The following is a 13,737-nucleotide window of genomic DNA, read 5'->3' on the forward strand; positions in this document are numbered from 1 at the left end:
AAAAGCAATGAATAAGACTCTAATAGCGAGCCTATTCGCTGGAGCACTCTGCGTAGTGTCACCAGCTATGGCACAAAATCCTCGCCCCTTCGTTGTTCCCGAACTCACTTCATGGCAAGGCGGTAAGGGCAACTTCGTACCTTCTGGCAGAATCGTGGTGCAAGATAGTCAGTTTCTCCCTGCCGCACGAGCTTTCGCCCAAGACTATTATACGATGTTGGGCAAAAATCTCATCATCAACAGCGGAAAACCACAGAAAGGTGACTTCGTCTTCGCCAAAGCGGGTTTTGCTGCGCTGTCTAAAGCTGACACTCTCGGCACTGAAGGCTATCACCTCAACATTGCTGACCACGTTACCCTCACTGCTTCCCAACCTACGGGTGCATTTTGGGGCACACGCACCCTTCTCCAACTGAGCGAACAAACTCAATCTCACGCCATTCCGCAAGGTGTCACCACCGATCGTCCACAATATGCCCTTCGTGGCTTCATGATCGATGCTGGTCGTAAATACATCCCCATGGACTATTTACGCCAACTTGTCAAGGTGATGGCTTATTATAAGATGAATACGCTCCAAGTGCACCTCAATGACAATGGCTTCAAGCAGTATTTTGGCAACGACTGGGCAAAGACTCCCGCTGCTTTCCGTTTGGAGAGCGACTATTTTCCTGGACTCACTGCCAAAGATGGTCACTACACCAAGAAGGAGTTCATTGATTTCCAACGCGAAGCCGCAACTCAAGGCGTAGATATCATCCCTGAGATTGATGTCCCCGCACACTCTCTGGCCTTTACCCACTATCGTCCCTCACTCGGCAGCGAAGAATTTGGAGCAGACCATCTCGATTTGCGCAATCCCGCTGTAGTACCTTTCCTAGATAGTCTCTTCACCGAGTACTGTAGTGGTAAGAACCCCGTCTTTGTAGGCAAGCGCGTGCACATTGGTACCGACGAATACAGCAACAAAGACAAGGAAGTGGTAGAATTATTCCGCTCCCTCACCGACCATCTCATCAAGCACGTTGAACGCTATGGCAAGCAAGCCGTGGCTTGGGGTGCACTCACCCACGCCGATGGTAAGACTCCTGTGAAATCTAAGGATGTATTGCTACAAATGTGGTACAATGGATATGCCGACCCCAAGAAGATGAAGGAGCAAGGCTTCCAAATGGTGTCCATCCCCGATGGCTATGTCTACATAGTCCCTGCAGCTGGTTATTATTACGACTACCTCAATTGCCCCTTCCTCTACGAGCATTGGACACCTGCTCAAATCGGCAACCAGAAGTTTGAAGAGGGAGATCCTTCTATCCAAGGTGGTATGTTTGCCGTATGGAACGACCATGCAGGAAATGGCATCACCGTGCGCGACATTCACCACCGTGTAATGCCAGCCCTTCAAACTATTGCTACCAAGACTTGGACAGCAGCAAAGACTTCTTTACCTTATGCCGACTTCGCTCGCCTAAGCCCCATCCTCAGCGAGGCACCTGGTGTCAACCTCCTCGGACGTACGCTTGGCAAGACCGGGCGTACCACAGTAGAATATGCGCACCTGCCTTTGCAACCTAACACCTCGCTCGACTGGTTTGGTCGCGAAATCGGTTACAACTACACCGTAGACGTCACCATCAAAGCCGACGAAGTAACGAAAGGTGCTGTGCTTTTCCAATCTCCCGATGCAACAGTCTATCTGGCATCTCCACAAAACGGAAAATTGGCCTTTGAGCGTGAGGGTTACCTCAATGAGTTCGACTACGTTTTGCCCAAAGACCGCACTGTACGCCTCACCTTCATCGGCACCAACAAGGAAACAACGCTGCTTATAGACGGAAAATTCCGCCAAGCACTCTACCCTCTCACCGTAGGCAGCGCACAAGTTAACGCAGGTGCAGCCGGAGCCACCTCCGATCCCTACGCAGCTTCTAAGATGTACTACCAGCGCACGCTGGTCTTCCCCTTGGAACGCACGGGAAACTTCAAAGGACAAATCTTGAAACTCGCTGTTTCTAACTTTGCACAAGAGTAATGTCGGTGAAACAAACACTAAGACTTTTATAAACTCTTCCGCTTCGTCCCATTTGTGGCAAGCCTAAAAACATCATCCCCCATCGTTCTACGTGAACGCTGGGGGATGTTTTGTATAATAGTCCAACAAGTGGAAATATCTATACAATGAAGTATATTTAGCTCACCACATTCTGTGGTTTTCCAGCGAGGAAAGCCTCAAGATTGTCCGCCATGATGCTAATGATACGGCCACGCGCAGCAGCACCTGCCCAGGCGATGTGAGGGGTCACATAACTATTGGGAGCATTCAGTATGGGATTATCGGCAGCAGGTGGCTCTTGTGCCAACACATCACAAGCATACGCCGCAAGATGTCCATTGTGCAAAGCTTCGGCTACAGCCTTCTCGTCTATCAAGCCACCGCGTGCCGTGTTGATGAGCACTAATCCTTTGCGTGCCTTCGACAAGAGTTCTGCATTCACAAAAGCCTTGTTGTCTGGCTTCAAGGGGCAATGCAAGGAAACGACAGCCGATGTAGCAAATGCCTCATCCATAGAGATTTTTTTCACACCTTTAGGGAGAGACTCCGCAGATTGGCTTGTCACCACACATACTTCGGCTTCAAGCACACGGAGCAATTCGGCCACCTTTCGGCCAATATTCCCCCATCCTACGATGGTGATGCGTTGCTGTGCGAGTTCTTCCACAGCTTCATCCCAAAGACTGAAATCGCGACTGCGCGCCCAGTAGCCGTCACGGTTGAGTTGAGCATAATGTCCCACACGATTGGTATGCTCCAACAAGAGTGCAAGCGTGTGTTGCGCCACAGCCAGCGTGCTATAAGCCGGAACATTGCACACCGTCACGCCATGTCGGCGCGCAGATTCGAGGTCTATGACATCATAGCCAGTAGCACAAACTAAAATCAAGCGCAGTTTCGGCAATTGTGCAAAGATTTCTTCAGTCATCCGCTTTTTATTGAGGATGATCACCTCAGCATCTTTAGCCCGCTCTACGATTTGATCTGAAGGAGTGCGATCATATACAGTGAATTGCCCCAATTCAGCCAAACGTCCCCATTGGAGATCACCAGGATTGAGCACAAAACTATCGAGAAATACGATATTCATTAGTCTAATCTTTTATATGTTGTGTCAAGAATAATTACCGATATCGTTAGCCTAGCAGCAACAAAGATGGGAAAAGGCAGCCTCTATTGCTACGGAGTTGGAAAGGCTAGTTACTACTTTATGGACGAAAACGAGGAATCTCCACAGGCATTCCACCTTGTTCAGCTGAAACTCGCGTTAGTTCCACGAGACACGACCATTCCGCAGCATCATACACATCTATATCAAGTGGCAAACCTGCCTGCAGACACGCTACGAAGCGGACATCCATGGCATAGTTCATTGGGTTCTCCACCCCACGCGCCTTACCTTCCTGCCACGCTTTCATCTGTGGTGTCAGAGGTGCTTCCCACAACAGGGCTTCAGCTTCCTCATTGATCCAAACTCCTGGATCTTTTTGTACAGTAACATTAGGATATTTCTGTGCAAATGCTTTCGTACCACAAAGCGTTTGCAAACGACTATATGGACGTGGTGTAGTACAATCAAATTGAAGCAAAACTGTTACGCCCTTTTCTGTAGTGATTAAGGTAGAATTAGCATGCCCCAAACTACTATCCTGCCCCATGGCTCGGCCAGTCATCGAAACGAGTTGCACCATACGGTCGTTATTGTCGCGCAACAGCTGACCTATTGGGGCTATACCATGCGTGGGGTAAGGATTACCACCATGAAAAGCTCCTTGTTCGTAGCTCTGTGTCTGAACATCGGCAAAAAACTTCCGCCAATCATGAAGATAACCTCCTTCGGCATGAGTCAATGTACCGAAAAACCCGCTATTATATAAAGAGCGTGCGGCCAGCGAAAACCAGTCGTAGCAACAATTCTCCGTCATGAAGCAATGTCGCTGCGTTTCTTCTGCCGTGCGCACCAACATCCAGCATTCCTCCACGGAGGTGGCAGCAGGTACTTCCACAGCCACGTGCTTTCCTGCTCGCATCGCTTCCACAGCTAAGGGGGTGTGCGAATCCCAATCCGTACAAAGATACACCACATCCACCTCTCCTGAATGCATAAGTTGGGTGGCAGCATCTTCCCCCACGTAACACAGGAGCTTCTCTTCAGAGACATGAGCCAAACTTTCAGATGCTTCTTTCACTCCTTCACACTTTTCCCAACCTTGCAACACAGACTTTGCTGCAGCCACACAATCTTCCGACAAATCTGCCAAAGCGGTCACCTCCACACCCTTTATATATTGGTAACGGCGCAGAGTGGCGAGTCCCCTTCGTCCTAGACCTACAAAACCAATGCGGACAAGGGGAAGGGGGGCACAACGGAGTGCAAGTGCAGAAGTGCGAGAATGAATCATGAGCAATGCGGTTTTCTAACAAAAGAATTAGCAGATTTATACTAGGCAAAGATACGAATTTTCGACCAATCAGAATAAGAATATATAGCATAAAGCAAATAAAGCAAACAAGACCTGTCGAAGCATACGTTAGATATCTTGTATCCTCCACCAGAAAAAAGCCACATTCACGCTCATCAAAAAGGAACCTTCAAAATAGAATTCTATTGAAAATCGCATTTTCTCCAAATATTTTCATCTAAACTCTTGGTAGTTTCGAAAAAAGTGCCTACTTTTGCACTGCGTTTGACAAACAAATGCACCCAAGGAAGGTTGGGTGAGTGGCTGAAACCACCAGTTTGCTAAACTGACGTACGGGCAACCGTACCGGGGGTTCGAATCCCCCACCTTCCGCACCTTATGGTGCCTTCATCTAATGGTTAGGATACATGCCTCTCACGCATGACATACGGGTTCGATTCCCGTAGGCACTACCACTAATGGCACAAAAGACTAGGCGAGTTTCTTCATCGAAACTCGCTTTTTTTCTTAATAGCCTTTATACCCTACTGGGCTGTTGGGCTACAAACACACCAGTCCACTGAGCACCACATGGTCATTTATAGATGATACATCCCATGAACACTTACAACATCGCCTTTGCCGGCACTGGATATGTCGGCATGAGCATTGCCACCCTCCTAGCTCAACACCATCACGTCACAGCTGTAGACATCGTCCCCGAACGTGTCGAAGCTGTCAATGCGAGACGCTCACCCATCCAAGACACTTACATTGAAAAATATCTGGCAGAAAAGGAACTAAATCTGACTGCCACACTCGATGCAGCTAGTGCCTATCGCAACGCCGACTTCGTGGTGATTGCCGCTCCCACCAACTATGATGTACAACGCAACTTCTTTGACACCTCTGCCGTAGAAGCTGTGATAGAAGCTGTGATGGCAGTAAATGACAAAGCCATTATGGTAATCAAGAGCACTATTCCCGTGGGATACACCATGCAGATTCGCCAGCGCATGGGGAGCGACAACATCATCTTTTCCCCTGAATTTCTCCGCGAAAGCAAAGCTCTCTACGACAATCTCTATCCTTCACGCATCATCGTAGGACGTCCTGAAGGCGATGCTCGACTAGATGAAGCCGCTCACACCTTTGCAGCCCTACTCCAACAAGGAGCTTTGAAACCCGACATCGACACCCTCTTCATGGGACTCACCGAAGCCGAGGCTGTAAAGCTCTTTGCCAACACTTATCTCGCACTGCGCGTGAGCTACTTCAATGAACTCGACACCTATGCAGAACTCAAAGGGCTCAACACCGAGCAAATCATTCACGGAGTCTGCCTAGACCCTCGCATTGGCAACGACTATAACAATCCCTCCTTCGGATATGGCGGCTATTGCTTGCCCAAAGACTCCAAACAGCTCTTGGCCAACTACCAGGATGTTCCCCAAAACTTAGTGCGCGCCATTGTGGAATCCAACGTAACGCGCAAAGACTTCATCGCCGAACGCGTGTTGCGCGCTGCAGGCTACTATGGAGAAAACCCAGCTTTCAATCCTGCCAATGAAAAAGACTGTGTGATTGGAGTGTATCGACTGACAATGAAAGCCAATTCCGACAATTTTCGCCAAAGCTCTATCCAAGGAGTGATGAAGCGCATCAAAGCCAAGGGAGCCACCGTCGTCGTTTATGAACCCACCCTCCAAGATGGTAGCACCTTCTTTGGAAGTTTAGTAGTCAACGATTTGGAGAAATTCAAATCCATATCGCAAGCCATCATTGCCAATCGCTACGACACACAACTCGACGATGTCAAAAACAAGGTCTACACACGCGATCTTTTCTCTCGAGACTAGCGCGCAATCTTTGTACTAAAACACCTTTTTCTCGCTTCACTCTGCGTTATTCATAGAGAAAAAAGTGTTTTTTGAGAGTTTCAAGCAAAAAAACTGCTGAAACATTTGGACGTTTCAGATTTGCACCCGAAACAAGGAAACAATGCTACTAAGCACTGCACTCTTAGCTCAGTTGGTAGAGCAACTGACTCTTAATCAGTGGGTCCAGGGTTCGAATCCCTGAGAGTGTACCAACCTCCTTTGGAGGATTTAGTAGCAACGATTCCACTGTTGCACTCTTAGCTCAGTTGGTAGAGCAACTGACTCTTAATCAGTGGGTCCAGGGTTCGAATCCCTGAGAGTGTACTCCAAAAGCTTCATCTCAATGAGATGGAGCTTTTTTTGCACTGAAGCCATCCGCCATCACCACTCTCCCACAGCCTCTTATTCATCTCCGACCCAACGGAGAAATCTATATAAAACTGCGATAAATGCTTAGAGTATCTTTCTGAACCACTCTTTGCATTTATCGCGGTCATAACGAGTTTGTGAGCCACCATAAGCGACCATTTCATAAGTAAGGTCTAAGCCTTACTTAATCAAATCTGACCATTTCATAAACATCTTGGCCACATCTGCACTGCGAAAACCATATTTTATCGACAACAAAAATATCTTCGCGTTTGATACCACTTTTCTAAATAGCACGCCCCACCCCTTTTTCGTTTTGATAGACTTGCGCAGTATCAATTATACGATAGCCTACACTCAAAGCATCAGCTACGCAACACTCCGCCTATCTGGCAACACTTGAAATACGCCATAACCTATTTGTGGCATTTCTATGCCATTGTTCAATGTGATAGTTCTTATGACTTCTTGATTTTAGTTTTACATTCAGCTAAATATGCAGAGCAAATATAGTTATTTATTGGATACTCTCGTTGACAACACAGATTTTCCCCAACTCATTCCATGTTTTGTGTAATCTTCTCGGAGCAGTAAAAAAACAGCTCTAATTTCTTATGGCTACAACCTGAGAATTATCAGTTAGGAGTGAAAGAAGAAGTTTCAAAAGAGGCTTTTAACCCAATCTACAGAAGTAAGACCAATGAGGAAACCTCCTACTACAACTAAGAATAGTCCAAGGAAAATACGTTTAAGTTCCCACTTCGTCTTACTTTCTCCCAAAATATAGATACTACCAAGAGTAGCTAGCACTACATTCATCTGAGCCATAGAAGCAGCAATGGACACTCCATTAAACTCTATCGATATAAGATAAAGCAGAACTGCGATGGCAAAGATAAAACCACCTAGCAAGTTTTGTGCACTCTTTTTAGAAAATGGACGCTGACGCAGAAAGAAAAGAGAAAGCAACAGAGACATAACCACCATTCCAAGAGCTTGTGGGAAAAATGCAACTTGACCGGGCACATGAAATTTTGCAGGAATAAACGAAAAGCCCACATAGCCTACGGTTGCAATGGTGAGTGTGACGAATCCACCTCGCATATCTCTTTGAGGAGCTTTCGATTCATCATGAGAGACCCCACTCACCTCTTGCAAGAGTTCCACACGAACATTGGACGCAGACTCTTTTTTCTCTTGCAACGTGGTGAGATAAATACCAGCAACAATGATGGCAATGGCACCAAATCCCACGAAGCGTTCACCCCAAGTCGGCCAATCTCCAAGAAACAGAGTACCCACTACGGCATTTGCTGTTAATTGCATACCCACAGAAATGGGAATACCATTGGAAACTCCAATTTGCTCAAAAGAACGATACTGTAGCATTTGAGCAAATGCCCAAAAAGCACCCGATAGGGCACACCAGCCAAAAATACTCTGCCCAATTTCAGGACGTTGTACAAGGAAGACCAACGAAGCCACAAGAAAAGTGCCGACCGTTGTTCCTATAATTTGTTGAATGGGACGTCCGCCAACTTTAGCAACTGCTAGAGGTAATAGCCCCCAGAACAAAGCTGGCAGCAAAGAAAATAGTATATACATCATCGTAAAGTTTGTTGATTATAAATTCTGTCAATAATACTTCACAAGCCATAGCCGAGAAATTAGAGAGGGTACAAAGGTAACATTTAATCAACAACTACATTGTAATACTAGAAAAAAAGATTATTTTGTGGCTTACGTACTATCGATTTTGGAAATCTCATGTGACACTTCGTAAAAAGTGTGTCAAATTACGCTTCATTTTGGGGACTTTACTCAGAAAACAAAAGGCTATTCCTCTAGAATTCCGTATTTTTGCAAGGAATAGTTTGTTGACAACGGCAACAAAGCATCACAAACATAGAAACAAATATGACAATTCCCACAACTACGACAACAAATACAAGCCCATCCTCGACAAAGCCCCACGCAACAGTGGACGCAAAACCTTCACTTTTGGGACTTTCGCTCGAAGAACTCACAACTGTGGCACTCGATTTGGGCTTACCCAAGTTTGTGGGAAAACAAATTTGTGGTTGGCTATACGACAAACATGCGCGCTCTTTTGACGAGATGACTAATCTCTCCAAGGTTGCGCGACAAAAACTCGCAGAAAACTACAAGATTGGCATCTCAACTCCCGTGGAAAGCGTGGAGTCTAAAGATGGTACTATCAAATATCTCTACAAAACAGAGCGTGGACATTACATCGAAACAGTCTACATCCCCGATGGAAAACGTGCTACGCTCTGTGTATCCTCGCAAGTGGGCTGCAAGATGGCATGTGAGTTTTGCATGACCGGCCGACAAGGTTTCATGGCAAATCTCACAGCTGCCGACATTCTCAACCAGATTTATTCTCTGCCTCAGCGCGAACAGCTCACCAACATCGTATTTATGGGACAAGGTGAACCGATGGACAACATCGAAAATGTGCTCCGCGCCACAAAAGCGATGACTGCCGAATGGGGATATGCTTGGAGTCCGAAGCGCATCACGGTGTCTACCGTAGGAGTCGCTAAAGGTTTGATTCGATTCCTCAACGAAAGCAACTGTTCGCTTGCGGTTTCCCTCCACCATCCTTTGCCAGATGAGCGCAAAGCCATGATGCCTGCCGAACGCGCCTTTGGCGTTGAAGATATGGTACAGTTGCTGAGTCAATATGATTTCTGCCGCAAGACCAACGAGGACTACGCAGAAGGCGCCAAACAACGCCGACTCACGTTTGAATACATCGTCTTCAAAGGCATCAATGATTCGATAGATCATGCCAAAGCCTTGATTAAACTCTTGGCTCCCTTGGATTGTCGCATCAATATGATTCGATTCCACACGATTCCCGACACGCGTTTTGACGGCACAGACGAAGTGGCGATGGAACGTATGCGAGACTATCTCAACAATCACGGCATCACCACCACCATTCGTGCTTCGCGCGGACAAGACATCTACGCAGCCTGTGGTATGCTCACCACCAAGCGCATGGAAGAAGAACGTGCATAAGTGCTCTTCCTACTCGATGAGCAGTCCTGCTTCTCCATGATTTTCTTCAACGACCTCTCAGCATCAACAACATGACACATAAGATACGCGTGGGCATCACCCACGGAGACATGAACGGCATCGGCTATGAGACGATTCTCAAAGCCTTTTCCCAACCTACTCTCTTTGAACTTTGCACTCCCATTGTCTATGGTAGCGATCAAGCAGCCCAAGCACATCGCCAGCAACTTGGACTCGAGACCACATGGAAGGTGGTAGCCTCAGCTGAAGCAGCCAAAGAAGGACAGCTTAACTTGGTGGATGTGACAGAAGGTGCTGAGGTGAAAGTAAACTTTGGCCAACCTTCTGCTGAAGCAGGCCGTTGGGCACACCAAGCTCTCGAACGCGCAGCCGAAGATGTCAAAGCTGGCAAGATTGATGTGGTGGTGACCTGCCCCATCAACAAGGCAAGTATTCAAAGCGAGTCTTTCCAATTCCCAGGACATACGGAGTTTTTTGAGGCACGCAGCGAAGGTAGTGCCTTGATGATCTTAATGAATGAGTTGCTTCGCGTAGCTTTAGCCACCGTGCACGTGCCTATCAAGGAAGTGCCTGAGCAGATTACCATAGAACGCGTGGAAACCTGTATACGTCAAATCCTAGCAAGCCTAAAACGCGACTTTGATTGTTCATCACCTCGCCTAGCAGTGCTCAGTCTCAACCCACACAACGGCGATGAAGGCCTGTTGGGCAAGGAGGAGCAAGACGTGCTCCAGCCCCTTATCGCGCAGTTACAAGCCGAAGGTCTCCCCGTATTTGGCACATACAGCCCTGATGGCTTCTTCGGTGCGGGAGCTTACCGCCATTTTGACGCAGTTCTCGCGATGTATCACGACCAAGGGCTTGCACCTTTCAAGGCTCTCTCCATGGACGACGGAGTAAACTTCACGGCAGGGCTGAATATTGTGCGCACATCCCCAGATCATGGCACGGCTTTCGATATAGCGGGCAAAGGTGTGGCTTCGGAACTCTCACTCCTCCAAGCTATTTATGCGGCTATCGACATTTATCGTCACCGCCTAAGCTACGATGAGGCCAATGCTAACCCTCTTCCATTCACTCCTCGCCATCATCGTGATGATCGTCGCCAACGTCAGAGCTAAACAATCTCGTTGTTTCTCCACTTAATTTGATTATTGCTTACAATTTCTCCCTATATGAAGAGATTTCTCCTCTTGTTACCGCTTCTCATCCTAGGCTGTTTGTCAGCCAGTGCCCAACGCCTAGTGGGGCGCGTGCTTGATGCTAAGACTGGAGAGGCTACGCCTTTCGTCAATGTCTTCTACGATGGCGCGAAGGGTGCGGTACAAACCGATGCCGATGGCCGTTTTTCTATCCCTTTCCGCAAAGGGGGCAAACTGATTGTCTCAAGTATTGGCTATCAAACCCAGAGCTTACATCCCAAATCTACTGCGGATTCGCTTATCGTTAAGCTGCGCACCATCGACATGAGCCTTGGTACAGCAGTGGTACAAGCGAAGCGCGAGAAGTATTCTCGTAAGAACAACCCTGCGGTCATCTTGATGGAAAAGGTGATTGCCGCAAAAAAGGCAAGCAATCTCCGCCAGCGCGACTACTATAGTGTAGAGAAGTATGACAAACTCGCCTTTGCACTGAGTGATATCACCCCAAAAGTCTTTGAAGAAGGCACCTTTAAGGCAATGCCTTTCTTGAAGGAACACGTGGAAACCTCGCCCGAAACAGGTAAACTCATCCTTCCTCTCTCAGTGGATGAGACCGTGTCTCAAGAGATTTACCGCAAGAAGCAAGACGAGAAAAAGAGTATCATCAAAGGACAACGCACGACGGGCATGAATGAACTCATCGACACGGGCGATATTCTTGCTTCCATGCTCCAAGATGTCTTTACCGAGGTGAATATCTACGAAGACGACATCCGTTTTGTCCAATCGCAGTTCTTGAGTCCCATAGCCACGAACGGAGCCATCGCATTTTATCGCTACTTCATCGAAGACACCACCTATGTTGATGGCAACAAGTGCATCCAAGTGTCCTTTGGCCCTAACAACTCTCGCGACTTCGGCTTCACTGGGTCCCTCTATATCATGGCCGACTCCACCTTTCGCATTGCGAAAGCCGATATAAGCATCCCCATCAAGTCAACGGTCAACTACGTAAAGCGCATCAACATCGCCCAACAGTTCACACAATTGCCCAGCGGTGAGCAAGTACTGGCCAAAAACGACATGTTTGTCTTGTTGGAAGCGGCGAAGTTTTTGAAAACCTTGGAGGTGAAACGCTATACGGAGTACACTAACTACTCTTTTGAGCCACTTTCTGACCGTCTTTTCCGATTCCGTGGCAATACCAAGATAGAACCCGATGCTATGATGCAGGAAGACAAGTTCTGGGCTCAGCATCGCACAGAGCAACTCACCAAGTCGGAAGACAAAACTTCCCTCTTTGTGAAGCGCATCATGAACATTCCTGGCATCAAGCCATTTATTTGGGTAGGTAAATCCCTAATTGAAAACTTCGTTCCAACCTCTATTGACGACGAACATCCCTCAAAATTGGACGTAGGTCCAGTGAACACGATGGTAACCACCAACCCTGTAGATGGACTTCGCCTTCGTGCTTCAGCGCAAACCACAGCTAATTTCAATCCCCACTTCTTTTGGCGTGGATACTTGGCCTATGGTTTCCGCGACCAACGCTGGAAAGGCATGGGAGAAATGACCTATTCTTTCAAGAAGAAAGCGTATCTCCCCATGGAATTTCCTACTGCCAACCTCACTTTCAACTACTCTTATGACGTAGGTGTGCCTTCCGACCAATATCTCAACACAGATAAGGACAATGTGTTCCGTGCATTGACGTGGTCTTCCGTGAAGCACATGATGTACGATCGTAGTTTCAAGTTGATTTTCGACCGAGAATGGGAAGATGGTCTCCAATGGAAGACGCAACTTCGTTATAGCCAGACAGAGCCAACCTACCATCTCTTCTATCAACCTGTGGCTCACGCTCACCAATCCGACCCAGGTCTGCCCTATACTATCACACCTTGGGGCCCCGAAAGTGGGAAAAACCTGGCCAATCTCAATCGAAACTTCCTCAACACAACGGATCTTTCGATGACACTCAAGTATCAACCCGGTGTCGCCTACATCAATACGAAGCAAAGACGTATCTTGGTGAACAAGGAAGCTCCGATTTATCGCATCTCCCACACCACGGGATTTAAAGGCTTCGGCAGCGACTACACCTACAACCTCACAGAGATTGGCGTGCGCAAGCGTGTTTGGCTCCACTCTTGGGGACGTATGGACTTCGACTTTGCAGCTGGTGCCCAGTGGAACAAGGTGCCTTTCCCACTTCTCATCATGCCTAAGGCCAACTTGTCCTATGTCTATGAAGACGACATGTATTATCTCGTCAACAACATGGAATTCTTCAACGACAGATATGCGCAGTTGATGTTCAACTGGAACCTTCATGGCAAGATTTTCAACCGCATTCCGCTCATCAATCGCTTGAAGATTCGCGAGCACATCGGATTTAATGTGCTGTGGGGCAAGCTCACTGACAAGAATAATCCGAATCTAGAGCAAAACCGCCACCGTACAGACCTCTTCATCTTCCCAGGTGAATTCAAGAATGGCGTGTTTAAGCCCACAGGTTATGCCATGGATCCTAAAGTGCCCTACGTAGAAGCCGCCTTCGGTATCCACAATCTCTTCAAATTAGTCCATGTGGACTATGTGCGCCGCTTCACTTACATCGACGATCCTTCGATTGCGCGCTGGGGTATCCGCTTCATGGTGCGCGTCATCTTCTAATTTTCTCCTTATTATAATAGGATAACGCAGCACCCTTTCTCCTAAGAAAGTGGTGCTGCTTTGCTTATTCTCCCTTTGTATCTCTCGTTAGGGGTTGGAAATGCTCCGTGTCTTCATGACATCGCTCGGAGATTCTTTCCAAC

At 47.5% G+C, this 13,737-nt stretch carries 8 protein-coding genes, 4 tRNA genes and 1 pseudogene; 9 read left to right on the plus strand and 4 right to left on the minus strand.

What is annotated here, in order from left to right; genetic code table 11:
• Positions 1-7: 7 nt before the first annotated feature.
• Positions 8-2,032 carry a family 20 glycosylhydrolase gene (locus HMPREF9999_RS00570; RefSeq protein WP_009436300.1) on the plus strand — a complete coding sequence of 675 codons (2,025 nt, stop codon included), beginning with the start codon at positions 8-10 and terminating at the stop codon, positions 2,030-2,032.
• A 157-nt stretch (positions 2,033-2,189) separates the two neighbouring features.
• Here the strand turns inward: HMPREF9999_RS00570 and HMPREF9999_RS00575 are convergent, their stop codons facing one another.
• Positions 2,190-3,143: a D-2-hydroxyacid dehydrogenase gene (locus HMPREF9999_RS00575; protein ID WP_009436301.1), complete on the minus strand. Its 954-nt coding sequence runs from the start codon at positions 3,141-3,143 to the stop codon at positions 2,190-2,192.
• A gap of 118 nt (positions 3,144-3,261) precedes the next feature.
• Positions 3,262-4,455, minus strand: coding sequence for a Gfo/Idh/MocA family protein (locus HMPREF9999_RS00580; protein ID WP_009436302.1), 1,194 nt, complete (start codon positions 4,453-4,455; stop codon positions 3,262-3,264).
• 306 nt (positions 4,456-4,761) lie between these two features.
• Between HMPREF9999_RS00580 and HMPREF9999_RS00585 the strand changes: the two genes are divergently transcribed.
• From HMPREF9999_RS00585 to HMPREF9999_RS00605, 5 genes are all read left to right on the plus strand, one after another.
• Positions 4,762-4,848 (plus strand) — tRNA-Ser (locus HMPREF9999_RS00585).
• Between the two features lie 8 nt (positions 4,849-4,856).
• Positions 4,857-4,931: transfer RNA gene (locus HMPREF9999_RS00590), tRNA-Glu, on the plus strand.
• A gap of 141 nt (positions 4,932-5,072) precedes the next feature.
• Positions 5,073-6,314, plus strand: a complete 1,242-nt coding sequence (locus HMPREF9999_RS00595) for a nucleotide sugar dehydrogenase (protein WP_044062799.1) — start codon at positions 5,073-5,075, stop codon at positions 6,312-6,314.
• Between the two features lie 157 nt (positions 6,315-6,471).
• Positions 6,472-6,547: transfer RNA gene (locus HMPREF9999_RS00600), tRNA-Lys, on the plus strand.
• A gap of 39 nt (positions 6,548-6,586) precedes the next feature.
• Positions 6,587-6,659: transfer RNA gene (locus HMPREF9999_RS00605), tRNA-Lys, on the plus strand.
• Between the two features lie 334 nt (positions 6,660-6,993).
• Here HMPREF9999_RS00605 and HMPREF9999_RS10645 read toward each other — a convergent pair.
• Together HMPREF9999_RS10645 and HMPREF9999_RS00610 are read right to left on the minus strand one after the other, a co-directional pair.
• A pseudogene (locus HMPREF9999_RS10645) lies at positions 6,994-7,166 on the minus strand (aldo/keto reductase); the annotation flags it as partial.
• Positions 7,167-7,364: 198 nt separating this feature from the next.
• Complete coding sequence (locus tag HMPREF9999_RS00610; RefSeq protein ID WP_009436306.1) at positions 7,365-8,312, minus strand: GRP family sugar transporter; 948 nt, start codon at positions 8,310-8,312, stop codon at positions 7,365-7,367.
• 372 nt (positions 8,313-8,684) lie between these two features.
• Here HMPREF9999_RS00610 and rlmN point away from each other — a divergent pair, with 372 nt between their 5' ends.
• From rlmN to HMPREF9999_RS00625, 3 genes are all read left to right on the plus strand, one after another.
• A complete protein-coding gene (gene rlmN / locus HMPREF9999_RS00615) occupies positions 8,685-9,752 on the plus strand; it encodes a 23S rRNA (adenine(2503)-C(2))-methyltransferase RlmN (RefSeq protein WP_009436307.1) in 1,068 nt (355 codons plus the stop codon).
• Positions 9,753-9,823: 71 nt separating this feature from the next.
• Positions 9,824-10,894 carry a 4-hydroxythreonine-4-phosphate dehydrogenase PdxA gene (pdxA, locus tag HMPREF9999_RS00620; protein ID WP_009436308.1) on the plus strand — a complete coding sequence of 357 codons (1,071 nt, stop codon included), beginning with the start codon at positions 9,824-9,826 and terminating at the stop codon, positions 10,892-10,894.
• A 54-nt stretch (positions 10,895-10,948) separates the two neighbouring features.
• Complete coding sequence (locus HMPREF9999_RS00625) at positions 10,949-13,594, plus strand: DUF5686 family protein (RefSeq protein ID WP_009436309.1); 2,646 nt, start codon at positions 10,949-10,951, stop codon at positions 13,592-13,594.
• The last annotated feature ends 143 nt before the right edge of the window (positions 13,595-13,737 follow it).

This window comes from Alloprevotella sp. oral taxon 473 str. F0040 (assembly GCF_000318095.2).
Lineage (GTDB): Bacteria > Bacteroidota > Bacteroidia > Bacteroidales > Bacteroidaceae > Alloprevotella.